This is a genomic window from Liquorilactobacillus capillatus DSM 19910 (assembly GCF_001434915.1).
GTDB lineage: Bacteria > Bacillota > Bacilli > Lactobacillales > Lactobacillaceae > Liquorilactobacillus > Liquorilactobacillus capillatus.
Map to the genome: position 1 here is coordinate 87,545 of NZ_AZEF01000006.1, position 26,123 is coordinate 113,667.

Genomic DNA, 26,123 nt, shown 5'->3' on the forward strand with positions numbered 1-26,123 from the left:
AGTAATATTTAATGTTTGTAAGTGGGGAGTTACTGTAAGACTTCTTTATTTAATGCTTTTTCATCCTATAAAGTAATTGCAGGCTGTAATATAATATGAGAGTGATTTACACAGCGAAAGGATGTTCTTAAAGTGGCAACACCGCATATTGAAAGAAAACTTAAATTACTACCTGATTTACCCGGTTGCTATGTAATGAAAGATCTTAATAGTCAGATTATTTATGTTGGGAAAGCTAAAAATCTGAAGAACCGAGTACGCTCTTATTTTAAGAGTGCTCATGAAGGGAAAACAGCTAAGCTGGTTTCTGAAATCAGGGACTTTGAAACTATTATAACTTCAACAGACAAAGAAGCTTTTTTATTGGAAATAACGCTCATTCAAAAGCACAAACCATACTACAATATTAAGTTAAAACGCGGAACCGGTTATCCATATATCAAAATAACTAATGAAAAAGACCCAATGATCAAAATCGTTAGTCAGGTAAAAAAGGATGGTGGCTATTATTTTGGCCCATATCCAAATGTATATGCAGCGGAAGAAACAATGCAACTATTGCAGAAAGTTTATCCACTTCGTCGCTGTAATGGTTATCAGAAACGTCCGTGTTTGTATTACCATATGGGACAATGTTTAGGTGCATGTTTTAAAGAGGTCTCAGCTGCTGAATATGATGTGCAGATAAAGAAGATCAAGTCTTTTTTGAACGGGAATGTGGGTCGTATTAAACAAACCCTGACTAAGAAAATGAAGCAAGCCGCCGCTGGTTTGGATTTTGAACGAGCAGCTGAAATTAGGGATCAGATTCATTATGTGGAAATTACAGTCGAAAAGCAGCAGATTATTTCAAATGATAATACTCCACGTGATCTCTTTAATTTTTATATGGATAAAGGTTGGATCTCTATTCAGGTTTTCTTTATCAGACAAGCGCGGTTAATTAAGCGCGAAAAACGTATTTTCCCATGTATTGATACACCTGAAGCAGAGTTGGAGTCCTTTATTTTACAGTTTTATAATCGTAAAAACAATGTTATGCCAAGAGAGATACTAGTTCCAGAAACTTTAAGTAAGGAAATTTTGGCTGATATTTTGAAGAGACCAGTTCGGACACCCTATCGGGGACAAAAAAGAGAATTGTTGAGACTTGCTCAAAAGAACGCTCGCTTGATATTAGAAGAAAAGTTCAGGCTACTAGAATTGGATGATCGTAAAACAATAGGCGCAATGGATGAGATTACACAAGCACTTAACTTACCTAGAGGGCATCGAATAGAGGCTTTTGACCATTCACATATTCAGGGGGCAGACATTGTTTCAGCAATGGTTTGTTTTGTTGATGGGCGACCGCGGAAAAATGAATACCGTAAATATAAGTTGCGGACAGTCGATCATGCAGACGAAGCTGCGAGTACACGTGAGGTTATTAGACGTCGATATACCCGGCTATTAAAGGAACATGCTCAGCTGCCAGATTTGATTTTAATGGATGGGGCAGCGATTCAAATAGAAGCTGTTAAAGATGTGCTTGAGAATGAATTGAGTTTGACTATCCCCGTTGCAGGGATGGTCAAAAACGAATACCATAAAACTGCTGATTTAATGAACGATAGATTTATGAAAGTTCCACTTGACCCCAAGAGTGAAGGTTTTTATTTGCTTCAAAGAATCCAGGATGAAGTCCATCGCTTTGTTATTACTTTTCATCGCAAGACACATTCTAAGAATTCACTAGCATCAAGATTGGACTTGATCCCAGGCGTTGGGCCAAAATCACGAGTCAAACTGCTACGACATTTTGGATCAATGAAAAAAATTGAGCAGGCGACTGTTGTGGATCTTCAAGCATTGGGTATTTCTAAAAAAGTTGCCCAAACTATTAAATTAAGCCTAAAAAATAGTCATTAGTAAATAAAAAGTCCTCCCAAGTTGAACTGAGATCTTGGAGGATTTCTTAGCATAACGTGTGTGCGAAAGTATTAGTGACTATTTAATTCGTTGGGTTGCATAGGTTCATAGTCTACATCCCATGGTTCGACGTGAACATCGGTATCAAAAACACCGTATTGACGGCGAAGTAAACTTTCAACTTTTTCAGTGATATGATGACTTTCACGGACTGACATTTGTGGATCGACCCAGATAATAATATCTACAAAAATGTTGGCCCCGTATGACCGTCCTTGAATGTTGTGAACTAATTCAACCCCAGGGAGTTCATTAACTGCTGCGGAATATTCGGCTAAGAGAGTATCGTCAAAGCCATCAGAGAGTGAAAAAGCACTGTCAGCAAAAATGCTATAAGCTGTTTTTAAAATAGTAAGTCCAATTAGTAAAGCAACGATACTATCCAGCCAAGGCATTTTAAAATTAGCTCCCACAATTGTAACGGATGTTGCAAAACTTGTTAACGCATCATTACGCGTATCTTTGGCAATAGCAAGCAGCGAGGCCGAATCGATTTTTTGTGCTAGGTGTGAATTGTGCAAGTAGACACCAAACATAATAAAACCACTAAATAGACCAACGAAAAGAGCATAGATATCGGGGACTTCATTTCGCCCAAGTATAAAGTCATTAATTGAGGAATAAAGGACACTCAATCCCACTAGGAGCATGATAAATGAAGTTATCAGTGTTGCCAGTGTCTCAGCTCGCCAATGCCCATATTGATGGTTTTCATCGGGAGGACGACGTGCTAAACGCAGTCCAATCATAATGGCACATGAAGAAAAAATATCAGTAACATTGCCTGAACCATCGGCTAATAACGTTTCAGAGTGGCTGAGACGTCCGATAATAATTTTTAAGAGTGCTAATGTAATATAAGCCGCAAGACTAATAAGAACACCTTTTTGGGCGATTTTCAAGTTGTAATATCGTTGTTGCATAGAAAGACTCCCTGATAAGCTGGTTGGCTGACATGGCCAACCATATTTTTTAGATATAGCATCTATATTTACACAAGTTGTTAAGGCTTGCAAGTCTGTTAGATAGTTAATTATAGAATAGTTTTAACTTAAAGAAAATATATAGCTATTTTGTTTGTGAAAAAAGATTTAAAGTACTATTATATTGGTATACAAATTTTGACCAAAAAGGTTAAAACTGGTATAGTGATGCAAGGCGGGAGAATATTTAATGACCGTTAAGAGTAATATTTGACATGGTTAAATTAAACAAAAATAACGATATATTGTTTTTTTATTAAATGCCCCATCTAGAGAAAGGTGAGTTGGTTAAGTGTTTGTAGATCAGGTGAAAATAAACGTTAAAGCCGGAGATGGTGGCGACGGCATGGTTGCTTTTAGAAGAGAAAAATATGTTCCTAACGGTGGACCGGCCGGCGGTGACGGTGGTAAAGGCGGAAGTGTTATATTAAAGGTCGATGAAGGTATGCACACGTTGATGGACTTTAGATATCACCGCCATTTTAAAGCAAAAAGCGGCGGTAAAGGTATGATCAAGGGAATGTATGGCAGGGGAGCGCAAGATTTATATGTTTCCGTTCCTGAGGGAACGACTGTGACCGATGCCGAAACAGATAAGATTTTAGGCGATTTATTACATGAAGGTGATGAATTAGTCGTCGCACAAGGCGGACGTGGGGGACGTGGTAATATTCACTTTGCAAGTCCCCGTAACCCAGCCCCTGAAATTGCTGAGAATGGCGAGCCAGGTGTTGAACTGCTTTTGAAGCTCGAATTAAAGGTTTTAGCGGATGTTGGTTTAGTTGGGTTCCCATCAGTTGGAAAATCAACGTTACTTGCAGCAGTTACTAGTGCTAAGCCCAAAATTGCAGAGTATCATTTTACAACGCTTGTTCCCAATCTAGGAATGGTTCGTTTGGAGGATGGGCGTGATTTTGTGATGGCTGATTTACCTGGATTAATTGAGGGTGCTTCACAAGGTGTGGGGTTAGGGATTCAGTTTTTACGTCACGTTGAAAGAACAAGAGTTATTTTGCATGTTATTGATATGAGTGGTTTAGATGGTCGAGAGCCATATAGCGATTTTCTTAAAATAAATCAAGAATTAAGCAATTATGATCCTAGCCTACTTGAAAGACCACAAATTGTCGTTGCAAGTAAGATGGATTTACCAGAAGCAAGTAAAAACTTAATAGAATTTAAAAAGAAGATCCAAAATGATCGAACCTTAAAGAAAATACCAGAGGTAATCGAAATCTCAGCTGTAACTCATACAGGTTTAAAAGCATTATTGTTGCGGACGGCTGATGTTCTTGAGCAGACACCTGTCTTCCCGACACTGGCAGAACGTGAATTGCAGAAGCAAGAAGAAGTTTCAGAGTATGTTTATCAAGAGGGCCCAGCTGCTGACTTCAAGATTGAACGTGATCCTGATGCTGTCTGGATTTTGAGTGGTGGAAAGCTTGAAAAACTATTTAAGATGACAAATCTTGACCACGATGAAAGTGTTATGCGATTTGCACGTCAGCTTCGAGGGATGGGCGTTGATGAAGCCTTAAGACAAAAGGGTGCTAAACAGGGCGATTTAGTAAGAATTGGCAAATTTACGTTTGAGTTTGTTGAATAGGAATAATACTTTCCGAAATGTTTTAAAATTTTGAGGTTGATTAAAAGAATGAATAGAAATTTAAAAAAGCGCCGTTATATTAACGGTTTTGATGGTATTCGAACTTTAGCCGTAATAGGGGTAATATTATTTCACTTAATGCCCTACAGTATCCAAGGAGGATATTTAGGGGTTCCTATTTTTTTCGTTTTGTCAGGGTATTTGATTACTGATTTATTGAACCAAGAGATGCAGCAAAATGGTCGTATTGATATTATCAGTTTTTATAAACGTCGGATTAAAAGACTCTATCCGGGATTAGTGACCATGGTTTTAGTTACCGTTTCGTATATCACACTTTTTCAGCGGGAACTATTAACGAATATTCGGCAAGTTATGGTAACGAACTTTATATATGTTTATAACTGGTTTCAAGTAGTACACCGTGAGTCTTATTTTGATCGGTTTGGGCCACAGTCACCTTTTACTCATCTTTGGTCGCTTTCGATTGAGGGACAATTTTATTTATTCTGGCCTTTATTGTTGATCCTTTTGTGGACTCTTGTTCGGAGGAAACAGCCAGTTTTTGATATTATCTTCATTGCTGCATTTATTTCGGCACTATTGATGGCACTGCTTTACAAAGAGGGGCAGGATCCATCAAGAGTTTACTATGGTACTGACACACGGATGTTTTCTATTTTACTCGGCGCTTCTTTATCTATTGTCTGGCCAAGTACTTCTTTGAAAAAAGAATTAACGAATATGGCTAAGCATACCTTGAATATTGTCGGAATCGTTTCGCTGATTCTTATCATCTGGATGTTTTTCACCATGCCAGGTGAGAGTAGTTTAACTTATCATGGGGGGATGTTTTTCTTCTCTTTACTTGCGATGATTTTTATCGCTACGGTTGCTCATCCTGGTGCAGATATGAATAGACTGATGACTAATCGCTACTTTTCTTGGTTAGGTAAAAGGAGTTACGGAATATATCTTTATCAATATCCAGTAATGATTTTTTATGAAGCACATGTGACTAATATTGCAGCACACCCGTGGCTGCACGCGTTAATTGAAATTATTATTATCGTCGTTATCAGTCACCTTTCTTATACGTATATTGAGCGTCCACTACAGCATTTTGATTATGCTCATTTCAGGGATTTTGTTTTAGAATTCTTTAAACAGAAGTCTCGCTACGGCTGGAAACGCCTTTGGGCAACAGGAGCAGTAGCAGTTATCTTTTTGACCTTGATTGGAGCAGTTCAGCAGCCTAGTGCAACTGCTTCTAAAAGTGACCAACAGTTGCAAGATGCTTTGCAGGCAAATAAGGAGAAGGTTGCTAAAAATAATAAAAAAGATATCCAAACAGGTGAAAAAAGTCAAGCTTTGAAGCAAGATAAAAAGACTGTGGCTACAGTTCAAGAAAAGGGAAAACAAACTGATAGTAACACAGCTGCACAGACAGACGGTTTGAGTGAAGCAATGGCCAAAAAAGCACAGACACTAAGAGTAACAGCTGTTGGTGATTCTGTACTGGCTGATGGCTCAGTTAAATTGCAGAGCATTTTTCCGCAAATGTATATCGATGCTAAAGTCGGTCGACAGATGCAGGATGCAATTGCAGTTTTACAAAGTCTGGCAAATAGTGGGAAGTTGGCCAATATTATTTTATTGAGCATAGGGACCAATGGACCTTTTACAGATGATCAGTTAGATTCAGTTATGAGTGTTGTTGGTAAGCGAAAAGTTTATTGGATTAACACGCATGTTCCAACACGTCGGTGGCAAGGACAAGTTAATGATTCATTGACTGCGGCTGCAAAGAAATACCCTAATCTAAAAGTTATTGACTGGTATACTTACAGTCAAAACCATCCAGATTGGTTTTACGATGATAACGTTCATCCCAATGAATATGGGTTGAAGTATTACAGTACTTATATAGCTAAGGATATTTTAAAATAAGGGTTGTAGGTTAAAAAGGTAAATTAAAATACAGTATTTTTAAAAGGCTGAGCAATTAAAGGATAATTGCTGGCCTTTTCTATTGTCTAGTAAGTGGCGCCACGGTGATTTAGGAAAGTAGAATTTGAGTGGAAGTCAACCTATAGCCAAAAATAAGCCTTTCTTGATCATTTAGGGTGATAAAAAGCGGGGCATAATCATTTGAAAGTTCAAAAAAGGATTTTCGTAATTCATTTAGGGTTAATGGAGTTCCCTGATCGGTGGAAGTAAAGATAATTTTTTGGTGGATATTTCTGATCGAAACAATGGGTCGTAAGCAGCCGTCTGCTTCGAAAAAGATTCGGAAGGAACCACTTAAATCCATAGATGAAAGTTTAAAATCAGCTAACCGCATATTCAATGCTCCTTAAAAATAATCTTCTTTTATTTATGCTAATATTATAATATGTGTGAGAGAACCAAACAAGTTGCGCGGATTTTTAACAACAGATTAGCGTATAATTATGAATGTAGTATAATCTTTCATGTAGGAAGGTTACTTGAATTAATAAAAAAATAGTCGGTACTTTTAAGAATGAGTCATGACTAATAGATTGGACTAGAGGATGGAATTAGAATTTTTAGGAACAGGTGCTGGATCTCCAGCCAAGACACGCAATGTAACAGGAATTGCATTAAAACTACTCGAAGAGATTAATGAGATTTGGCTCTTCGATGTTGGTGAGGGAACACAGCATCAAATTTTACGGACAACAATTCGTCCACGTAAAATAAGACGTATTTTTATTACACATTTGCACGGAGACCATATTTTTGGGTTGCCAGGCTTTTTGAGCAGCCGTTCTTTTCAGGGAGCACAGAAAAATGAACCTTTAACGATTTATGGGCCAAAGGGTCTCCAAGACTTTGTGCAAGCAAGCCTGCGGGTATCACAAACTAAATTATCGTATCGAATTAATTTTGTCGTACTTAATAGTGAAGAGACTATTTTTGAGGATGATCATTTTCGTGTTGTTACTAAATATCTTGATCATCGAATTGAATGCTTTGGGTTTCGGGTTGAAGAAAAAGATTATCCTGGTGAATTGATGGTCGACAAGTTGCGTGCAGAACATGTTCCGGCTGGTCCCCTATATGGGCAATTGAAGGCGGGACAAACTGTAACACTCGCTGATGGTCGGATCATCAGAGGCCAGGATTATTTAGGAGCGCCCAAAAAGGGACGTACGATTGCTATTTTAGGTGATACGCGACAGACTGCTAATATTGCTTTATTAGCACAAAATGCGGATGTTTTAGTACATGAGAGTACTTTTGCTAAGAATGAGGAACAACTTGCACATAACTACTATCATTCAACCTGTGTCCAAGCAGCTAAGGTTGCTAAGAAAGCAAAAGTAAAAAAACTTATTTTAACCCATATTTCAGCGCGTTATGTTGGTAAAAAGGCAAACATGCTTCAAAAAGATGCGCAAAAGGTATTTAAGAATACTAAACTAGCAAATGATTTTGATGTTTTTAAAGTTCCCTTTTCAAAAAGATAGGAGATTAGATTAAATGCAAAATTACCGCTACTTAAAGGACCTGCGTAACCGAGTTGCATTAGTGACCGGGGCATCCTCAGGCTTAGGAGAACAGATTGCTTATCAACTAGCCCAAAGAGGAGCTATCGTAGTTGTCTGTGCACGGCGGTTGGATAAGCTGATAACTGTTAGCCGGCGGTGTCAAGAGCTGTCAGGCAGGCTTTCACTGCCAATCAAGCTAGATGTTGCACAACCCGAACAGGTTGAACGAGTGGTTAATAAAGTTGAAGATAAATTGGGCCCACTTGATGTTTTAGTGAATGATGCCGGCTTTGGTTTAATGGAAGAAGTATTGGATTTTGACATGGCAATCGCTGAAAAGATGTTTAGAGTAAATGTCCTTGGTTTGATGTATCTAACTAAGTATGCAGCGTTAAAGATGGCGAAACGAAAACGCGGTGCGATTATCAATGTGGCATCTGTGGCTGGAAAGATAGCAACACCCAAAGCAGCTATTTATTCAGCTACTAAGGCAGCTGTTTTAGGTTATTCAAACGCATTGCGGTTAGAATTGAAGACTTTAGGGATTAGTGTTCTGACAGTTAATCCTGGACCAATTAAGACCGACTTTTTTAACATTGCAGATAAGAGTGGTCATTATCTAGAAAATGTTGGTTTATTTGTACTGGATCCTGAAAAGACAGCTCAAAAGATTGTCAAAGCAATTGGCACAAACCGGCGAGAATTGAATTTACCGTATGTTTTTCAAATTATGTATCACTGTTATCAAGTCTGCCCGTGGGCGGGAGATTATTTGGCTGGAAATATATTTAACAAAAAGTAAGAGGAGTGAAAGTCATGAAAAATCAAGGACGTCTTATCGCAGCCTTAGTTGTTACACTACTAATCGTTATTTTCGCATTGCTTAACACACAAGCAGTTGAGATTAGTCTAGGTTTTTGGAAGTTTAGCCTACCCTTAGTTTTAGTGCTGATTGTCTCTGTTTTGTTAGGGGTGTTGATCGCATTTTTAATGGCAACAGTTACAACCTTACGGTTAAAGTCAGAACTTAAAGAAAGCCGTCAAAGGACCGCTGATATCAAGGATGAGGAAAGAAAACGGTATGAGAAACAGCTAGCTGAGGTAACAGCAAAGTACCAACGTCGAATGAATAAACGCAGTGTAAAGGGATCGTCAACAGAACTTAAGTAGGAGTTGGTTTTTTGTTTGGAGCGCGGTGTACTTGGAATTTTGCTCCCATTGAGCACCAAGATAAAGTGACAGAAATAGCACAAGAATTAAATTTAAAACCGTTAGTCATTCAGTTATTAATAAATAGAGGTTTTGAAACAGTTGAACAGATTAAAAAGTTTTTAAACCCAAGCGACGCTGATTTAAATGATCCTTTTCTTATGCATGATATGCAAAAAGCTGTAGAAAAGATTCAGGCAGCTATTGTTGCTGAGAAGAAGATTGTTGTATATGGGGATTATGATGCAGACGGCATTACCAGTACAACGCTGATGTATGAGACGCTAGAGCAGCTAGGGGCTGAGGTAGAATATTATATTCCGGATCGTTTTAAAGACGGCTACGGCCCAAATAAGGATGCATATCAACGGCTGATAGATGGTGGAGCTGAATTAATCGTGACTGTTGATAATGGTGTTTCGGGAATTGAAGCAATTCAGTATGCGAATGAACGTCATGTTGATGTTATCATTACAGATCACCATGAATTACCGCAGAAATTACCTGCTGCTTACGCTATTGTTCATCCACGGTATCCAGGACAAGACTATCCTTTTGGCGAGTTAGCAGGCGTTGGCGTTGCTTTTAAATTAGCCTGTGCGTTGCTTGATGAGGTTCCACAAGAAATGCTGGATTTAGTCGCAATTGGAACTGTTGCCGATTTAGTTCCTCTTGTGTCCGAAAATAGAGCATTAGTTACTTTCGGTTTGAAAATGCTGCAAAATACGCAGCGCCCGGGACTGATAGCTTTATATCAGGTCGCGGGCTTGACCCAATCGTTAATTAATGAAGAAAATATTGGTTTTGGAATAGCTCCGCGATTAAATTCATTGGGAAGATTAAAAACGGGTTCTATTGGAGTTAAGTTGTTAACAACATTGGATGAAGAGAAAGCACAAAAAATAGCGCAAGAAGTGCAGCAGTTAAATCAAAAAAGGCAGCAGTTGGTTGAAGAAACTACGGTAGCGGCTCTCACGGAGTTGGAGAGTAGAAGAAACAATCACCTAGTTAATTTAGTTTGCCATAAGGGATGGCACGAAGGTGTACTGGGAATTGTTGCTAGTCGTTTAGTTGAAAAAACAGGCCGGCCGTCAATTGTTTTAAGTGCTTTTGATAATAATGCTAAGGGTTCAGGGAGATCGGTGGTAGCTTTTCAACTTTTTGATGCTTTAGATGGTCATCGTGACTTGATGGAAAGCTTCGGTGGACATCACATGGCTTGCGGTTTGACTGTTAAGCTGGCTAAGTTGGACGAATTGCAAAGCATACTTGACCAAGAAGCTAAAAAACAGAAACTGGATACTATTATTAAACCATCTTTAAAGGTTGATGCTAAATTATCATTTAATGAACTTGATACAGAATTGCTTACGGATTTAAAGAAGCTTGCACCTTATGGTAATGGTAATTCAAAACCAGTTTTTGCTTTTTCTGATTATAAGGTCTATGGTGCGAAATTGATTGGTCAAAAGAAAAATCATCTAAAAATATCTCTTGGTATAAAGGGTAAAAAAATTGATGCACTTGCCTTTTCGATTGGTGAGAAAGGTAATGCAATTGTCGCAGACAGTGGTCCTTTAAAATTTGTAGGTCAGCTGGGGCAGAATGTGTGGCAAAATAAAGTTAGACCGCAAATTATTATTTCAGATTTACTGTATCAGGGACTAGCAGTAATCGATCAGCGGGCAAAAAAATTAAACCAATCAATGTTTACTACTAAGGGGACGTATGTTTTCTTTAATGAAAAATTGTACTACCAGGTAAAAGATTATTTACCTGCATCGGCTGGGATAATAATTGGTATGAATACCCCGTTGGGTAACTTGAAAACAGAAAATCTAATTTTTGTTGATTGTCCACCGTCATTGGAAGTATTTGTGGCCGTTTTAAGGAAAGTACCGGTTGCGCTAGCAACACTGATCCTGTATCCCTATCATCCTGTTTATGCAGATGGGATGCCAACAAGAAGTGATTTTGCAAAAACTTATCGCTTTGTAATGACGCATCCCAAAATTGATATCAGAAATAAACTACCACAGTTAGCTGAATACCTTGCAGTAAAAAAAGAGTTGCTGATTTTCATGTTACAGGTGTTTTTTGAAGTCGGATTTGTTAGAATGGATAATGGATTAATGACGGGATGCAGCAGTAACCAGGTTGTTGATTTAAAAGAGGCACCCAGTTATCACTCTAGGCAGCAGTTAATGGAGGCTGAAAAGCTTCTTATAACAAGTAAAACCGATGAGCTGAAACATTGGGTTCTCCAGCATATAATAGTTGAAAACTAAAGGAGCGTTCTTAATGGCATTAGATTTAACGAAGTATGTGGCTAGTATACCTGATTATCCTGAAAAAGGAATTGTTTTTCGGGATATCTCTCCACTGATGGCTGATGGTGAAGCTTACAAGCAGGCAACAGCACAGATTGTTCAGTTTGCGCGTGATAAGGATGTTCAGATGATAGTTGGTCCTGAAGCACGAGGATTTATTGTTGGGTGTCCAGTAGCATATGAACTGGGTGTAGGTTTTGCACCAGCGCGTAAAAAAGGAAAATTACCTCGTGAGACAGTCAAAGCAACCTATAACTTGGAATACGGAATATCAGAACTTTACATGCATAAAGATGCTGTTAAACCTGGTCAGCATGTTTTAGTAACCGATGACCTGCTTGCAACGGGAGGGACAATTGGAGCTACGATTGACCTTGTTGAACAGTTAGGTGGTATTGTGGTAGGCTGCGCATTTATTATTGAACTTGATGCTTTAAAAGGACATGAAAAAATAAGAAACTATGATGTGCTGACCTTGATGCATTATTAATTGGAATAATTGCCAGCTTGAAATATTAATTATAAAGGCAACACTTAAAATATATTGCTACGTATAAGCTCATGTTAAAGTAAGGGGGTAAGTCAAACAAATTGGCTTATCCTTTTATTATTTAAAAAGGCTATTTTTACGTAAGTTATTGTACTTTTAAGTTAATAAAGAACTTAACCGCAGAAAGGGGTATAAAGTTATGGTGAAACAAAACTTTGCAATCATTGGATTAGGTAGGTTTGGCGGAAGTATTTGTCAGACATTGATTTCCGCGGGCGCTGAAGTTTTGGTGATTGATAAAGATGAAGCGCGGATCAATGATTATAAAAATATTGCGACACAGGCTGTTATTGCGGATGCGCAAGATGAGGACGCACTAAAAGCGCTTGGGATCCGTAATTTTGATCACGTCGTGATTGCAATTGGCGAAGATATCCAAGCGAGTATTTTAGTGACATTGATGGTGAAGGAACTGGGTGTAAAATATGTTACAGCTAAAGCACAAAATGAGTACCATGCACGTGTTTTGACCAAGCTGGGGGTGGATAAGGTTGTTCACCCTGAAAGAGATATGGGTGTGCGAATTGGAAAAAACTTAATCTCAAAGAATATGTTGGATTACTTGGATCTTTCATCTGACATAAAGGTTGCTGAGATTAGGATCACCAATCAAAAATTTGCTGACAAGTCGCTAGAATCCCTTAATTTTCGTAGTAAATACGCACTGAATGTGATTGCTATCAGACGTAAAAAAAAGGTTGAGATAGCACCACAAGCAGGCATGGCGTTACAGTTGGGCGATAGCTTACTTGTTGTTGGACGTAAAAGGGACGTAGAGCATTTTGATGAATTAATGGAGAAATAGTAAATTATTATTTTTTTCTACGCCGTTTAGGCTTTATCCACCAAGAAACTAAGAAAGTTCCAAAGAGGCTAACTAATGAAATTAATAGACCAATTCCAAAATAAGGTGGCCAGTAACTTAATTGGATGCGACTTTTTCCATGTGGAAGATCGAAACTCAGGAAAGTTCCTTGAATTTTATAAGTTGAAACCTGCCGTCCATTGATTTTTACATGCCAGCCCTTACTATAAGGAATAGTTGTTGCAAAAAGCTGATGGGGTCTAGTGACATTAACCTTAGCAGTTAATGAACGCTGTGAGTGCTGTGTAAAGCTGACTGGTTGTTGCTTTATGCGGCGGATCTGTTGTTTAGCTAATTTATTATTTAGTTGATATAGGACAAAATTATTCAACCATAATAATTGTTTCTTAAACTTAGCAGTTAAGATGACTTCAGTTCCTTTAGAATGGTTAGCAATATTTACGATCGTTGCATGTCTGAAAGTATTGTATTGATTAAGTTGACGGTTGTTAAGAAAGAAACTAACGTTATCCGAATCTAATGATGGACCAAGTGTCAGGTAATAAGAGTTATTAGTCTTGGGAGTAAATTTAAAAACAACTTGAGCCTCTTTTGAAAGATCATTCCGCCGCAGTGTTGCATCTGTAAGATTGACCTGCTGGTTGACATTTTGAAAGATAACTTCGTTGAAATCAACCGCTTGGAAATACCGGGTATTTTCTGTGGCCCCAACAGCAGCTGACAACCACTGTGTCTGATAATTAATAGGATTATCTGAAAAGTCTTTCAATGTCTTGAGCTTCCGATTAGCAACGTAACCCAAGCCTAGGGCGTTGGAATTACGGTAAGTTTGAGTTAATACATTGCTGGTAACAGAACGATAGGTCCTCAAATCTGGTTTTTCTGTTAGAGGTGTAAGTGGTTGCCTAGAGGTGATCTCTCCTGCACCCTTAGCTGTAATAAAGTATTTCATCCCTAAGAGAGCATCAGAAACAATCGTTCCATTAGAGTAAGTAACGTAATTATCACCATCAGGATTACCCATCATACCGTAAAAATCAGGGATAGATTTTTCAAGGGCAGAACTAAAATAAGATCCACTATTCAAACCATTGGCTAAACCATCATTTTTAGTTCGACTGTATACTTGGCCTGTGCGATATAAAGAAGAATCTAGTGTCTTGAGTTCGCGGCTATTTTTAGCCAGTGCAGTAGCGGGCTGGCTATAATCCAACTGCGTTAAATAACTGAGGTTATTTAATGAATAAACGGCATTAGTGCCTAATTCAGCGATGGAAACTAATAAAAGTAGACTGGCAGCGAGTTTGAGGTGTTTAGGATATGAATATGCAAAAATTCCGAGAATAATAGTTATAAAAAGTGCGAAAATAACTGTTAGGAAAAGTGTTTCTTTTGAAAGAAAAGTAAATTTTTTAATGTTGATTAAAACGTAACAGAGTAGACTGCCGTACAAGACGGCTGCTACGGCTAGCTTGCCAATCGAAGGCAGTGGCATCTTTTTAAATGAGCGGGCAGCAAGAAAAAGCATCCAAAAACTGACAATAAAAGAAAAACGATATGGGTACCAAACAGGAAACTGAAAACCATGCCAAAATAGGTCAAGCGGTTCAAAACAGAGTGAGAAGAAAAGGAAAACTGTTAGGATCATACTTGCCAAACGTTCTTTTAGTTTAAAATGATTATTTAGAAAGTAGAGTAAAAAACCTATTAGTGCTAAAGAGCCAATAAAAAGATTAGGATAGCCTGAAGGCATTTGTTCAAAGTTAAATGAGCCAATAACAAATTTGGATAGCATCTTCAACGGCTGATATTCAAATTTAAAGCTGATAGACTGTTGGGTATATTGACCCTTGCTATCTAGCAATGAGAAGAAGGTTGGGACTAAAATAACCGCGGCAATCCCCACAGCTGCCAGGGAGTGCAAACAAAAATGCCACAGATTTTTAAGAACATTTTTGAAATTTTGATAGTAGACTGTCTCGTGCCAGCAAAAGAAAAAGACTAGAAAAAGACAGATCATGTAACCCATGTAATAATTGTCAATCAGCATTAGTCCAAGTAGCCAAATGTACAAACGGCTTTTTCCGTTAGTCAGCAGTTGAATTAAACCATAGATAATAAGAGGTAAGAAAATTGCTGCATCTAGCCAGAGAAGGTTAAGCTGATTGGCGATAAACCACCCCATGAGAGCATAGCTAGTTGAAAAAAGCGGAATTAAAGGGCCACGTTGAAACTGAGTCTTTCGTAAAAGGAAGGCAAATGATAGTCCAGCACACCCATATTTCAGCAGTGTGAGAAATAAAACCCCTGCTGTAAGGGCCTTTCCAGGGAAGAAAAGCAGCAGTAAGTTAAAAGGGCTCATTAAGTAATAGGCCCATTCGCCTAACATTCCCCCTCCTAAGGCCTTTGAAAATGAATAGAAGAAGTTGCTGGGGTCATGGAGCAGTGTCCTTCTAAAAAAAGCAAAGAAATCAATGTACTGTTGGCCTAAGTCAACTGTTAGTAGACTGCTTTTTCCAAAGGGATACATTTGGCGAAAAATAAAATACCCCAGCATTATAATCAAAGGCAGCAGAAAGCTAAGTATTAGAGGATAATTCCGTTTTAAAAAACTGGTAGATTTCATTGTATAGATAACTCCTAAGTAAAAGTATTTTAAGCCTTGATTGATTTAATCTAGTTTAATACAAATGCTATTTAAAGTTTAGCATAAGGACATAAGTTTTATTAAATTTTACATGTTAGTTATTCAATTTATAGTTGTTTATGGTAGGATATAACTTGAGCTATGATAAGCTGCTTTTAATCTTAAAGGGATTAAAAAAGACACGAGTATTTTAGAGTCATTTATGAATTTATAGTTATAGTAAGGGGAACGGATAGTGAAGTTTTTAAGGAAAGTATCTAAAAAAAATAAACAGGGTAAGTCGCAAATTCCCTTCCGGTTGAATTTTCTTTTTTTTATTGTTTTTCTTCTCTTTGCAGCACTGATTGCACAGCTTGCTTATTTGCAGATAATCAATGGAACAAGATTCCAATCAGAGGTCAGCAGTACGGATACTAAAACGGAAACAAAGAATGTTCAGCGTGGAATGATTTATGACACCACAGGGAAGGTATTGGTCGCTAATAACGCTTCACGAGCTATTACATATACCAAACCCTTGAGTGTGTCTGCCTTACAGATGTATAACATTGCAAATGATCTAGTTAAGTATACTAATATCGAAATCAATACCTTAACTGCTTCGAATAAAGCAGATTATTATCTGGCTGTACCGCAGCATCTAAAGGATGTTCAAAAACGAATTCCTAACTATAAGAAATTAAGTGATAGTGAACTGTACCGTACTTCAGTCGAATATGTAAAGAAACATAAACTAGTTAAAGAAATGACTCAGAAAGAGAAAGAAGCAGCGCTTGTTTACTCGAAAATGAATGGAGCGTATTCTTTATCAACAGTTTATATTAAGTATAGTGGTGTCACTGATACTGAGATGTCACGGGTGGGAGAAAACTTAGCAGCAATGCCGGGGATCAAAGTTGGAACTAGCTGGTCACGTAACTATCCTAACGGTGAAGCAGTTAAAAGTGTTATTGGAACTGTGACGAGTGAAAAGCAAGGACTGCCAAGTGATCAGATTAATAGTCTATTAGCACAAGGATATTCACGAGATGACAGCGTTGGTTCCAGTTATATTGAATCGCAGTACGAAAATATCTTGAAGGGAACCAAGTCAGTCACGACTCTGGAAACCCAGAATAACAAAATTACCCGTGAAGTTAAAACATATGGCGGTAAAAAGGGTGACAATGTCGTTTTAACTATTAATTCGGAATTTCAGAAAAAAGTTCAAGATATTATGAAGAGTTCAGTTGAAAGTGTTGGTGGGGGAAACCCATATTTACCAGGTGCTTATGCTGTTGTTATGAACCCGAATACAGGTGGAATTTACGCCTTAGCGGGAGTTAGCCGCGATTTAGGAACAGGCAAGGTTTCTGAAAATGCTTTAGGTGCGATCAACCAGTCGTTTGTTATGGGTTCTGTTGTCAAAGGTGCGACAGTTATGGGTGGTTTAATGTCCGGTGCGATCACACCCAATAATAATGTGATGGTCGATGAACCGATTAAGTTGCAAGGAACGGCAGCTAAGTCATCGTGGTTTAATAGTTCAGGTGGTAATAATATGTCATTAACGGCTTCGAATGCGTTAATGGTTTCATCTAACTCATATATGATGCAGTTAGCAATGAAGGAAGGCGGCTTTAAGTACAGCTCGGGTGCTGCTTTAAGTATGCCGACCTCGATTTTCAGTAAGCTGCGCGGCTTCTTTAATCAGTTTGGTTTAGGCGTAAAAACCGGGATTGATATCCCGGGTGAGGCGACAGGGTATGAAGGTCCTGCTAATCAGGCCAACATAGGTAAATCGCTTGATTTGTCTTTTGGAAACTATGATTCGTATACAACAATCCAACTGGCGCAGTACATTGCAACTGTTGCTAATGGTGGTTATAGACTGCAGCCACATGTTCTTCAGTCTGTTCATGGAACTAACAAGGATGGAACCTTAGGACAAGCCAAAGCAGAATTCTCACCAAATGTTTTGAATGTTGTAGGTGCCAGCCAAGACCAATGGGATGTTGTCAAAACTGGTTTGTGGCGTGTTGTTCATGGTTCCAGTACCTATAGAACGGGTGGGACGATGTCAGGTGTTAAGCCGCAAATTGCTGCCAAAACCGGGACAGCGCAGACTTTTCACGGTGAAACACCAACTGAAACGCTTAGTGCGGTCTCCTATGCACCTGCTAAAAATCCACAGGTTGTAGTTGCTTTAGTCTTTCCTGGGATGGCAGACAGCACAACTAGCCATGTTAATACTCAAGCAGTAGCATCTATTTATTCAGCCTTTTGGAAATATGTTAAATCAAGTGACGGACTCGAATAAAAGATATCAATTAACTGTCAAGGCTTTTTCCTTAACAAATCCGAAAAAAAGCTGGCATCATATCGAAAAAAATGATATGATATTAACGTTAAAGTCTGAGTTGCTTTATTGAATGAGAGTATTGGAGGTTTAAAGAATGCGTGTACACATTACATTAGAATGTACTGAATGTCATGAACGGACATATTTATCAAGCAAGAATAAGCGTAATAGTCCAGATCGCTTAGCACTTAAGAAGTTTTGTCCCCGTGATAACAAAGTAACATTACATCGTGAAACCAAGTAGCAACAGGATTTTTCCTGTTGTTTTTTATTATAAACAGAAAGGGTTGGACTAGTTGGAGACTAAAAAATTAATTAGGCAGCTGCAGTTAGAAAAACTTTCAAGTTTAAAGGAAACTTGGGAAAAAGAAAGTAATGAGTTAAGCTTATATAAGGCTCTTTTTGCTACTTCAGCTTGGAAAGAAGCTCGGCAAATTGGGGTAACGATTAGTTCAAGCATCGAAATTGATACCAAACCGATTATTCTGCAAGCACAGCTGCAAGGTAAAAAAATTTGTTTTCCGCGTACATTGCCGCGACGTCAGATGGCTTTTTTTGAATTAACGGTTAACACCATTATTCGAAAAAATAACTTTGGTATTTATGAACCCCAGCCTGGCTCCTTGCTTGTTCCCAAGGAAAAAATCGATCTTTTACTTATTCCTGGGCTGGCGTTTTCTTTGGCAGGTGATCGTGTTAGTTTTGGTGGTGGCTATTACGACCGCTATCTAGCTGATTATACGGGTAAAAAAGTTGCATTGGCTGATCCTGCACGTTTATACCCAGAAACTACATGGGAAACAGAAGAAACAGACCAACAAATAAGTGAGTTAATAACGGTAAAAAATAGTAGTAAATAATTATGACAGTTAATTTGAGTTCAGATTGAACAAGGTTAGTTAGTGAAAAGGGAAAGCTGAATCTGGGTTGGAAAGCCTGCTAGAGGTAGGATACTTAGTTCCGAAAATTAAAGACTGGTTGTTAAAGATTTAAAAGCAGAACAAGTTCTTTAGTCAAAATTGTTGTAATAAGGCGCACGAAGGCCTAAATACGCAAGAATCTAGTAGTATTAAGATCATAAAATTGAATAATACTATTTTTAGCAGTTGATCTAATGAATACAATAAGTCGCAAACCAAATGTCACGTATGGTCTAATCGTCATTAATGTAATCGTTTTTTTATTAATGACTTTGAATGGCGGAAGTACTAGCCCACGTGTTTTAATCATGTTTGGAGCTAAGGTAAACAGCCTTATCCTTGCTGGGCAATGGTGGCGCTTTGTCACACCAATGTTTCTTCATATTGGATTTGAACATATTCTTCTTAATATGATAACGTTATATTTTATTGGAACACAAATTGAAATGTTTTTTGGAAGTACTCGTTTTAGCCTTATCTATTTAATTAGTGGCATAGGGGGAAACATTGCCAGCTTTACTTTCAACCCCACGGCACTTTCTGCTGGGGCAAGTACAGCTCTTTTTGGTCTCTTTGGTGCTTTTCTAATGTTAGGGGAATCCTTTCGAGAAAACCCTTATATCAAAGCGATGGCGCGACAATTTCTCTTGCTTGTCATTTTAAATATTCTTTTTAGCTTTTCGGGTAATATTGATCTAGCAGGGCATTTAGGGGGATTAGCGGCAGGCTTTTTAGCTGCTTACATTGTTGGGGTCCCCAAAATTGGGAAGGTACCGTTTCTAAAAAGGCTCTTTAGTTTAGTAGCGCTCATTTTTATTGGCGGGCTATTATTGATAATGGGTTTTAAAATATAAAGATATCCCTTATAATTAGTTGGAGAGGTTTTGATGAAAACACTTTATGATGTACAACAATTATTAAAAAAATTTGGAGTATTTGTTTATGTTGGCAAACGTTTGTGGGATATTGAATTAATGGCGCTTGAAATTGATCATTTACATCAAGCAGGGGTCATCGATAATCGTCTTTTTATCGCTGCCAAATTAGTTTTGGAACGTGAGCACAGAATTGAAGAAAGAAAAGAATGAAGATATAGTTGATGACGGAGGACTATTATGGATAGAAAAATAATTGGTGTTGACCTTGGTGGAACGACTATTAAGTTTGCAATTTTGACTGAAAATGGGGATGTGCAGCAAAAATGGAGTATTGAAACTAATATTCTCGATGATGGGGCACACATTGTTCCTGATATTGTCTCTTCTATTAATCATCACCTACACTTATATCAAATGAAGCCAGAACAATTTATCGGTATTGGAATGGGATCGCCTGGGACAGTTGACCGTGACCGGGGAACTGTCACTGGTGCTTACAATTTGAATTGGAAAGATACGCAAGAAGTTAAGAAAATAATTGAACAAGATACTAAAATCAAATTTACAATCGATAATGATGCAAATGTAGCTGCACTGGGAGAACAGTGGAAGGGTGCAGGTGAGAATGACACTGATGTTGCTTTTATAACTTTGGGAACCGGTGTTGGTGGCGGAATTGTCTCTAATGGAGCCTTAGTACACGGTGTTGGTGCTGCTGGGGAAGTTGGACATATGAATGTTGAACCTGATGGATATTTATGTACTTGTGGGAATCGGGGGTGTCTTGAAACGTATGCCTCCGCAACTGGGGTTGTCAGAGTTGCGCGTGATATGGCAGAAGAGTTTTCGGGTGACTCACAATTAAAAAGTCGGTTAGATGATGGACAAGAAATTACGGCCAAAACAGTGTTTGATTTAGCAAAGCGTAATGACTTATTAGCCAAGATGGTTATTGATCGTGTTTGTCATTACCTGGGGATAGCATGTGCTAATATCGGCAACTTATTAAACCCTTCCTTCATCGTGATTGGCGGGGGTGTTTCTGCGGCAGGAGCATTTTTATTAAATAATATCGAAAAGTATTTCGAAAAATATGCATTTCCATCAGTTCGCAAAACGACCCATTTACGATTGGCACAGTTAGGAAATGAAGCGGGGGTAGTAGGAGCTGCATCGTTAACGTTGTCTTGATAGGCAAAGGCTAAAAAAGTAATTGATCTTAAATGAGGAGAAGGAATAGCTAATGATGTTACAGAACATATCAATTTGGGGAATTTTAAATATTGTATTAGTAGTACTTATCTTAGGTATTATTGGTAACCAATTATACTTATGGTTTAAGGGAAGAAGCGTTGCTAAGCTAGTTGAAAATGAAGAGTTTAAAAAAGGAATGCATCGCGGACAGATAATTGATCTGCGTGAAAAAGACAATTTTAACGCTGGCCATATTATGGGTGCAAGGAATATTCCCTTTGGTCAGTTTCGTGTAATGAAGAATTCAATTCGTAAAGATATGCCGGTCTATCTTTATGATCAAGGAAAATCTTTGAGTACAAGAATTGCAATTAAGCTGCATAAGGAAGGTTACCAAGATATTTATATTTTAAAAGCTGGTTTTGAGCGTTGGGATGGTCGAATCAAAAAAAGTAAGTAATTTGAGTTGAAGAAAATGAGAGTGGGATAAAAGGATGTTTAGTTGGTAAGTACTAACATCGTAAGGCGATTAATTTCAGAATTAGTTTTGTCTATTTTCTTTAAGTGCGACCAGCTATTTTTTGACATACGTTTTAGCATTGGATGTTCGAAAATAAAGGACACAAAAAAGAGTTCGAGACTTTTGTCCCGAGCTCATTTTTATTTTAGATATCGCAAAGATTAATATTGATGAGCTGAATGGCGTTTGCGAATAGCGCGGCGGCGGTGTTCATCAATCATAGCTTCTTTTTCTTCAACAGGATCAACAACAGTCTTTTTAAAAGCATAAAAACATCCAGCGGCAACACCAACTGTAGCTGCGGCCCCAACAAAAATTCCCTTAACAAAATTTTTCATATGTTATCCTCCTCACCCTAAGATTACAGTTTTTATTATGAATGATTTAAGAACAAATATCCAGTGTTATGTATTATTGTTAGTACGGGATAGATTAAAATATAACTTACATAAAGAAGGTTGAAATGGTGCAAAAAAAATTACTCCTTATCGTTGGTCCAACCGCAGTTGGAAAAACTGATCTTTCAATTAGTTTAGCCCAGCATTTCAATGGGGCAATTATTTCTGGTGATTCAATGCAGGTTTATCGTAACTTAGATATTGGAACAGCTAAAGTTAGTAGGGAAGAGATGCAGAATGTTAAACATTATATGCTTAACATCAGAAATGTTGATGAGCGTTTTTCAGTAGCTGATTTTATTCAAGAATGCCGTCAGAGAATTACAGTTATTTCAAATGCTGGGAAACTGCCGATTATTGTAGGTGGAACAGGTTTTTATCTGCAAGCACTACTTGATAACTTCAAATTAGGGGATCACTCATATGACCGCTCACAACTAATTCGGACAAAGTGGCATCAATATGCACAAGTACAAGGCAAAGATGCGCTCTGGAAAAAGTTAGCAGATATTGATCCACAAGCAGCTGCTAAAATTCCTGTCAATAATGAACAGCGGGTAGTAAGGGCACTAGAAGTATTTGAAAAAACAGGTCAACTTTTTTCTAGCCAGGATGATCAAGCAGACGCAGAATTTGATCCGTTGATTATAGGTTTAACGTCAGAACGCCAACTATTATACGAACGTATCAATAAGCGAGTTGAATTGATGCTGAATGCGGGGTTACTCGATGAAGCACGTTGGCTTTATGAAAAAGGCGGAGAACAGCTTCCTGCTGGAAGGGGGATCGGGTACAAGGAATTTTATGCCTACTTTAACGGAGAAAAGGACTTTGCGGAAGCAGTATCCGATGTAAAGAGAAACTCACGGCGCTATGCTAAGCGGCAGTTAACGTGGTTTAGAAATAAAATGGATGTAAGATGGTTTGATCTTTTAAAAAATGAAGAAGATAAGCATAAAATAATGAAAGAAATTTTAAAATGGTTAGATAAGGAGTAGATAGGATGTTTTCGTGGAAAGAAACGTTACCAGAGATACTGCAACAGGAGATAACAGAAGTCGAAGAACAAATTGCCCCAATGCTAAAAACGATAGATGAAAGAGTTGCATATAATCAAATGCGGGTCTTAGCGGGGTTTAGGGAACACCGAGTTGCTGAGGAAGATCTGGCGGGTTCTACAGGATATGGGTATGATGATGTAGGTCGAGACAAATTAGATGCACTTTATGCTGATTATTTTCAAACAGAAGATGCGATCGTGCGGCCACAATTAATTTCGGGGACACATGCGATAACAACAAGTCTCTTTGGGGTTTTACGCCCTGGGGATACTTTATTTTATTTAACGGGGATGCCTTATGATACAATTCAGCAAGTAGTTGGGATTGTGGGTAATGAGCCTGGAAATATGAAAGAATACCAGATTAATTTTGCTTATTCGCCACTATTGAAAGATGGCGAAGTTGACTTTGAAGATGCAAAGGAGAAGTTACTGACAGATAAAACAATTAAAGTGGTAGCTATCCAACGTTCGCGAGGGTATGCACTGCGAAAGAGTTTTACCGTAGCCAAGATTAAAACGATGATCTCTTTTCTTCGTAAGCTCGTACCTAATGTGATTATCTTTATTGATAATTGTTATGGAGAGTTTTCAGAGATACAAGAACCCACAGCAGTGGGGGCTGATCTAATGGCAGGCTCGCTGTATAAAAATGCGGGTGCGGGGATTGCTAAGACAGGGGCCTATATTGTAGGTAAAAAAAGTTTAATAAGAGAAGTTGGCAATCGCTTTAATGTGCCAGGTTCTGGTAAATATGAAGGGGCAACGATTGGGCATATGCGAGATATGTATCATGGTTTCTTTATTGCTCCTAGTGTTACAGGTGCTGCGATCAAAGGCGCGATCTTTACAAGCGCATTATTAGAAAAAATGGGTTTAACTGTGTCACCTAAGTGGAATGAGGCTAGAACCGACTTGGTTCAGACAGTAAATCTTGGTAATCCACAGGCCATGATTGCCTTTTGTAGTGCAATCCAACATTATTCACCTGTTAATTCGTTTGTTGATCCTATTCCAAGTGAAATGGGCGGCTATGAAGATCAAGAAATAATGGCTTCAGGTAGTTTTACGGAAGGATCAACGATTGAACTTTCTTCAGATGGACCGATGCGTCCACCGTATACACTCTATATTCAAGGTGGACTAACATACGCACATGTTAAAATAGCAATTAGTAATGCCGTTAAAGAAACTTTTTTTAAGAAATGATGTAAGAAAAAGTAACATTGAATATTGACAATTAATTTATGGCTTGCTATGATAGGATCGTAGTTTGAAGGAGGGTTGTTATGAAAGAAAAGGAACTCAGACGCTCACTAGCTGTTTTGCCTATCGGAACTGTTATGAAGCTTACCAATCTTTCGGCTAGGCAGATTAGATATTATGAAGAGCAACAACTGGTTACCCCGCAGAGAAACGAGGGAAACCGGCGAATGTATTCTTTGAACAATGTTGATCGTCTGCTTGAAATTAGGGATTTTCTTGATGAAGGAATAAATATGGCTGGAATTAAGCATATTTATGATGAAAAAGCAAAAAAAAGAGCTCAAAAAAGGGCACAGTTAGAAAAACCGCTGACAGATACCGATGTTCGCCGTATCTTGCGGGATGAATTTATGTCTGTTAGCGGCTTAGTGCGAGATGATGAGATTTCTTTTAAACATAACAAAAACTTCTAATTCCAGATGAGGAGTGATTCATAATGGTAAAGCCTAGTTATACAAAAGATGACATTCGGAAAATCGCAAAGGATGAGAATGTTAAATTCTTACGCCTGATGTTTACGGATCTGTACGGTGTTATTAAAAACGTTGAGGTACCAGTTAGTCAGTTAGACAAGCTTTTGGATAATAAATTGATGTTTGATGGTTCCTCGATTGATGGGTTCGTCCGTATCGAAGAAAGTGATATGTGGTTATATCCGGATCTTTCAACTTGGATGATTTTCCCATGGGGAAGCGAACATGGAAAGGTTGCGCGTGTTATTTGTGAAGTTTACAATGCAGACCGGACTCCTTTTGTCGGTGATCCACGTAATAATTTAATTCGTGTTCTTTCAGAAATGAAGAAATTAGGCTTTACTGAATTTAATATTGGGCCTGAACCAGAGTTCTTCTTGTTCAAGCTTGATCCTCAGACTGGAAAACCAACAACTAATTTGAATGATAAGGGTAGCTACTTTGATTTAGCCCCTATTGATCTTGGTGAAAACTGCCGTCGTGATATTGTACTTGAACTTGAAAGCATGGGCTTTGACGTTGAAGCATCTCATCATGAAGTGGCGCCAGGACAACATGAAATTGATTTTAAATATGCAGATGCATTACATGCCTGTGATAATATCCAAACATTTAAACTAGTTGTTAAAACTGTTGCACGTAAACATGGCCTGCATGCAACTTTCATGCCAAAGCCATTGGATAGAATCAACGGTTCAGGGATGCATATTAATATGTCTCTCTTCAATGAAGCTGGTAATGCTTTCTTTGATGAAAAAGACGAAATGCAACTTTCACAAAAGGCACGTTACTTCCTCGGTGGACTCTTGAAACATGCAAGAAGCTTTACAGCTGTTACAAATCCAACCGTTAATTCATATAAACGATTAGTTCCTGGTTATGAAGCACCTGTCTATATTGCTTGGTCAGGTCATAATCGTTCACCACTTATTCGTGTACCGATCGCACGCGGATTATCAACTCGATTAGAATTACGTAGTGTCGATCCATCGGCTAACCCATACTTAGCTATTGCAGCAATTCTTGAAGCTGGACTTGATGGATTGCGCAATAAGATCGAGCCGCCTAAACCGGTTGACCGTAATATTTATATTATGGATAAAGAAGAACGTGAAGCTAATGGAATTACCGATTTACCATCAACCTTGCACAATGCATTGAAGGCATTTGAACAAGACGAAGTTGTTGCTAAATCGTTAGGGCCGCATCTTTGCCAAAGTTTTGTTGAAGGCAAGCGCCTTGAATGGGAAGCATATCGTCAGGAAGTTTCTCAATGGGAAAGAGATCAATACTTAGAACTCTATTAATTAAAAGTTAAGTTTCCAAAATGAATAAAAAAATAGAACCAGGTCATATTTATTGACCTGGTTCTATTTTTTAGGGTCAAAGTCAAATCGTATTGATGGAGATCTTGGCATCACCTTTGGGTGGTGTTT

At 38.2% G+C, this 26,123-nt stretch carries 24 protein-coding genes; 20 read left to right on the forward strand and 4 right to left on the reverse strand.

All coding sequences use genetic code 11. The annotated features are described in order from the left end of the window. Nucleotides 1–132 precede the first annotated feature (132 nt). Nucleotides 133–1,911 carry an excinuclease ABC subunit UvrC gene (gene uvrC, locus FC81_RS01110; protein WP_057742183.1) on the forward strand — a complete coding sequence of 593 codons (1,779 nt, stop codon included), beginning with the start codon at nt 133–135 and terminating at the stop codon, nt 1,909–1,911. Nucleotides 1,912–1,982: 71 nt separating this feature from the next. Here the strand turns inward: uvrC and FC81_RS01115 are convergent, their stop codons facing one another. After that, the gene (locus tag FC81_RS01115; protein ID WP_057742186.1) at nt 1,983–2,894 is read right to left on the reverse strand and encodes a cation diffusion facilitator family transporter; all 912 of its coding nucleotides are present in this window, start codon (nt 2,892–2,894) and stop codon (nt 1,983–1,985) included. 352 nt (nt 2,895–3,246) lie between these two features. Here FC81_RS01115 and obgE point away from each other — a divergent pair, with 352 nt between their 5' ends. After that, nucleotides 3,247–4,560: a GTPase ObgE gene (gene obgE, locus FC81_RS01120; protein WP_057742189.1), complete on the forward strand. Its 1,314-nt coding sequence runs from the start codon at nt 3,247–3,249 to the stop codon at nt 4,558–4,560. 48 nt (nt 4,561–4,608) lie between these two features. Beyond that, nucleotides 4,609–6,510 (forward strand): acyltransferase family protein, encoded by a 1,902-nt coding sequence (locus FC81_RS01125; protein WP_057742191.1) that lies wholly within the window; start codon nt 4,609–4,611, stop codon nt 6,508–6,510. A gap of 109 nt (nt 6,511–6,619) precedes the next feature. Here FC81_RS01125 and FC81_RS01130 read toward each other — a convergent pair whose 3' ends face one another. Beyond that, a complete protein-coding gene (locus tag FC81_RS01130) occupies nt 6,620–6,904 on the reverse strand; it encodes a hypothetical protein (protein WP_057742194.1) in 285 nt (94 codons plus the stop codon). Nucleotides 6,905–7,115: 211 nt separating this feature from the next. Between FC81_RS01130 and rnz the strand changes: the two genes are divergently transcribed. From rnz to FC81_RS01160, 6 genes are all read left to right on the forward strand, one after another. Beyond that, nucleotides 7,116–8,054: a ribonuclease Z gene (gene rnz / locus FC81_RS01135; RefSeq protein ID WP_057742196.1), complete on the forward strand. Its 939-nt coding sequence runs from the start codon at nt 7,116–7,118 to the stop codon at nt 8,052–8,054. A 13-nt stretch (nt 8,055–8,067) separates the two neighbouring features. After that, nucleotides 8,068–8,877 carry an SDR family NAD(P)-dependent oxidoreductase gene (locus tag FC81_RS01140; RefSeq protein WP_057742199.1) on the forward strand — a complete coding sequence of 270 codons (810 nt, stop codon included), beginning with the start codon at nt 8,068–8,070 and terminating at the stop codon, nt 8,875–8,877. Nucleotides 8,878–8,891: 14 nt separating this feature from the next. Further along, on the forward strand, nt 8,892–9,245 hold the full coding sequence (locus tag FC81_RS01145; RefSeq protein ID WP_057742201.1) for a lipopolysaccharide assembly protein LapA domain-containing protein: 354 nt from the start codon (nt 8,892–8,894) through the stop codon (nt 9,243–9,245). A gap of 11 nt (nt 9,246–9,256) precedes the next feature. Then, nucleotides 9,257–11,572, forward strand: coding sequence for a single-stranded-DNA-specific exonuclease RecJ (recJ, locus tag FC81_RS01150; protein ID WP_057742203.1), 2,316 nt, complete (start codon nt 9,257–9,259; stop codon nt 11,570–11,572). 13 nt (nt 11,573–11,585) lie between these two features. Next, nucleotides 11,586–12,104, forward strand: coding sequence for an adenine phosphoribosyltransferase (locus FC81_RS01155; protein ID WP_057742206.1), 519 nt, complete (start codon nt 11,586–11,588; stop codon nt 12,102–12,104). Between the two features lie 202 nt (nt 12,105–12,306). Beyond that, entirely contained in the window at nt 12,307–12,969 is a 663-nt protein-coding gene (locus FC81_RS01160; RefSeq protein ID WP_187327398.1) for a potassium channel family protein, read from the forward strand. A gap of 7 nt (nt 12,970–12,976) precedes the next feature. Here FC81_RS01160 and FC81_RS01165 read toward each other — a convergent pair whose 3' ends face one another. Further along, nucleotides 12,977–15,616 (reverse strand): YfhO family protein, encoded by a 2,640-nt coding sequence (locus tag FC81_RS01165; RefSeq protein ID WP_057742213.1) that lies wholly within the window; start codon nt 15,614–15,616, stop codon nt 12,977–12,979. Nucleotides 15,617–15,872: 256 nt separating this feature from the next. Here FC81_RS01165 and FC81_RS01170 point away from each other — a divergent pair, with 256 nt between their 5' ends. The 7 genes from FC81_RS01170 (at nt 15,873) to FC81_RS01200 (ending at nt 21,430) form a co-directional block, all read left to right on the forward strand. Further along, the gene (locus FC81_RS01170; protein ID WP_057742217.1) at nt 15,873–17,936 is read left to right on the forward strand and encodes a peptidoglycan D,D-transpeptidase FtsI family protein; all 2,064 of its coding nucleotides are present in this window, start codon (nt 15,873–15,875) and stop codon (nt 17,934–17,936) included. Nucleotides 17,937–18,072: 136 nt separating this feature from the next. Next, complete coding sequence (rpmG, locus tag FC81_RS01175; RefSeq protein WP_057742219.1) at nt 18,073–18,222, forward strand: 50S ribosomal protein L33; 150 nt, start codon at nt 18,073–18,075, stop codon at nt 18,220–18,222. A 52-nt stretch (nt 18,223–18,274) separates the two neighbouring features. Further along, nucleotides 18,275–18,838, forward strand: a complete 564-nt coding sequence (locus tag FC81_RS01180; protein WP_057742221.1) for a 5-formyltetrahydrofolate cyclo-ligase — start codon at nt 18,275–18,277, stop codon at nt 18,836–18,838. Nucleotides 18,839–19,092: 254 nt separating this feature from the next. Then, nucleotides 19,093–19,752, forward strand: a complete 660-nt coding sequence (locus tag FC81_RS01185) for a rhomboid family intramembrane serine protease (protein ID WP_057742224.1) — start codon at nt 19,093–19,095, stop codon at nt 19,750–19,752. A 33-nt stretch (nt 19,753–19,785) separates the two neighbouring features. Further along, nucleotides 19,786–19,986 carry a YqgQ family protein gene (locus tag FC81_RS01190; RefSeq protein ID WP_057742226.1) on the forward strand — a complete coding sequence of 67 codons (201 nt, stop codon included), beginning with the start codon at nt 19,786–19,788 and terminating at the stop codon, nt 19,984–19,986. A 27-nt stretch (nt 19,987–20,013) separates the two neighbouring features. Beyond that, the gene (locus FC81_RS01195; protein WP_057742229.1) at nt 20,014–20,967 is read left to right on the forward strand and encodes an ROK family glucokinase; all 954 of its coding nucleotides are present in this window, start codon (nt 20,014–20,016) and stop codon (nt 20,965–20,967) included. A gap of 52 nt (nt 20,968–21,019) precedes the next feature. Then, nucleotides 21,020–21,430 carry a rhodanese-like domain-containing protein gene (locus tag FC81_RS01200; RefSeq protein WP_235804608.1) on the forward strand — a complete coding sequence of 137 codons (411 nt, stop codon included), beginning with the start codon at nt 21,020–21,022 and terminating at the stop codon, nt 21,428–21,430. Nucleotides 21,431–21,651: 221 nt separating this feature from the next. On the opposite strand, the gene FC81_RS10705 is transcribed toward FC81_RS01200, so the two are convergent. Further along, nucleotides 21,652–21,828, reverse strand: a complete 177-nt coding sequence (locus FC81_RS10705) for a DUF3042 family protein (protein WP_083478710.1) — start codon at nt 21,826–21,828, stop codon at nt 21,652–21,654. A gap of 128 nt (nt 21,829–21,956) precedes the next feature. On the opposite strand from FC81_RS10705, the gene miaA reads away from it, so the two are divergent. The 4 genes from miaA to glnA all read left to right on the forward strand — a co-directional run bounded on the left by miaA (nt 21,957) and on the right by glnA (nt 25,994). After that, the gene (gene miaA, locus FC81_RS01205) at nt 21,957–22,886 is read left to right on the forward strand and encodes a tRNA (adenosine(37)-N6)-dimethylallyltransferase MiaA (protein ID WP_057742232.1); all 930 of its coding nucleotides are present in this window, start codon (nt 21,957–21,959) and stop codon (nt 22,884–22,886) included. 5 nt (nt 22,887–22,891) lie between these two features. Continuing rightward, the gene (locus FC81_RS01210; protein ID WP_057742234.1) at nt 22,892–24,157 is read left to right on the forward strand and encodes a methionine gamma-lyase family protein; all 1,266 of its coding nucleotides are present in this window, start codon (nt 22,892–22,894) and stop codon (nt 24,155–24,157) included. 80 nt (nt 24,158–24,237) lie between these two features. Then, complete coding sequence (locus tag FC81_RS01215; RefSeq protein WP_057742237.1) at nt 24,238–24,627, forward strand: MerR family transcriptional regulator; 390 nt, start codon at nt 24,238–24,240, stop codon at nt 24,625–24,627. Between the two features lie 23 nt (nt 24,628–24,650). Continuing rightward, a complete protein-coding gene (gene glnA / locus FC81_RS01220; RefSeq protein WP_057742239.1) occupies nt 24,651–25,994 on the forward strand; it encodes a type I glutamate--ammonia ligase in 1,344 nt (447 codons plus the stop codon). Nucleotides 25,995–26,123 lie beyond the last annotated feature (129 nt).

Excerpts from the sequence above, each read along its gene's own strand:
- FC81_RS01215 (WP_057742237.1), top strand. The coding sequence starts at position 24,238 with ATGAAAGAAAAGGAACTCAGACGCTCACTAGCTGTTTTGCCTATCGGA.
- FC81_RS01185 (WP_057742224.1), top strand. The coding sequence starts at position 19,093 with ATGAATACAATAAGTCGCAAACCAAATGTCACGTATGGTCTAATCGTC.
- FC81_RS01125 (WP_057742191.1), top strand. The coding sequence starts at position 4,609 with ATGAATAGAAATTTAAAAAAGCGCCGTTATATTAACGGTTTTGATGGT.
- FC81_RS01155 (WP_057742206.1), top strand. The coding sequence starts at position 11,586 with ATGGCATTAGATTTAACGAAGTATGTGGCTAGTATACCTGATTATCCT.
- FC81_RS01115 (WP_057742186.1), bottom strand. The coding sequence starts at position 2,894 with ATGCAACAACGATATTACAACTTGAAAATCGCCCAAAAAGGTGTTCTT.
- FC81_RS01145 (WP_057742201.1), top strand. The coding sequence starts at position 8,892 with ATGAAAAATCAAGGACGTCTTATCGCAGCCTTAGTTGTTACACTACTA.
- rnz (WP_057742196.1), top strand. The coding sequence starts at position 7,116 with ATGGAATTAGAATTTTTAGGAACAGGTGCTGGATCTCCAGCCAAGACA.
- rpmG (WP_057742219.1), top strand. The coding sequence starts at position 18,073 with ATGCGTGTACACATTACATTAGAATGTACTGAATGTCATGAACGGACA.
- glnA (WP_057742239.1), top strand. The coding sequence starts at position 24,651 with ATGGTAAAGCCTAGTTATACAAAAGATGACATTCGGAAAATCGCAAAG.
- FC81_RS01200 (WP_235804608.1), top strand. The coding sequence starts at position 21,020 with ATGATGTTACAGAACATATCAATTTGGGGAATTTTAAATATTGTATTA.
- FC81_RS01165 (WP_057742213.1), bottom strand. The coding sequence starts at position 15,616 with ATGAAATCTACCAGTTTTTTAAAACGGAATTATCCTCTAATACTTAGC.
- FC81_RS01195 (WP_057742229.1), top strand. The coding sequence starts at position 20,014 with ATGGATAGAAAAATAATTGGTGTTGACCTTGGTGGAACGACTATTAAG.
- FC81_RS01140 (WP_057742199.1), top strand. The coding sequence starts at position 8,068 with ATGCAAAATTACCGCTACTTAAAGGACCTGCGTAACCGAGTTGCATTA.
- FC81_RS01190 (WP_057742226.1), top strand. The coding sequence starts at position 19,786 with ATGAAAACACTTTATGATGTACAACAATTATTAAAAAAATTTGGAGTA.
- FC81_RS10705 (WP_083478710.1), bottom strand. The coding sequence starts at position 21,828 with ATGAAAAATTTTGTTAAGGGAATTTTTGTTGGGGCCGCAGCTACAGTT.
- FC81_RS01130 (WP_057742194.1), bottom strand. The coding sequence starts at position 6,904 with ATGCGGTTAGCTGATTTTAAACTTTCATCTATGGATTTAAGTGGTTCC.
- FC81_RS01210 (WP_057742234.1), top strand. The coding sequence starts at position 22,892 with ATGTTTTCGTGGAAAGAAACGTTACCAGAGATACTGCAACAGGAGATA.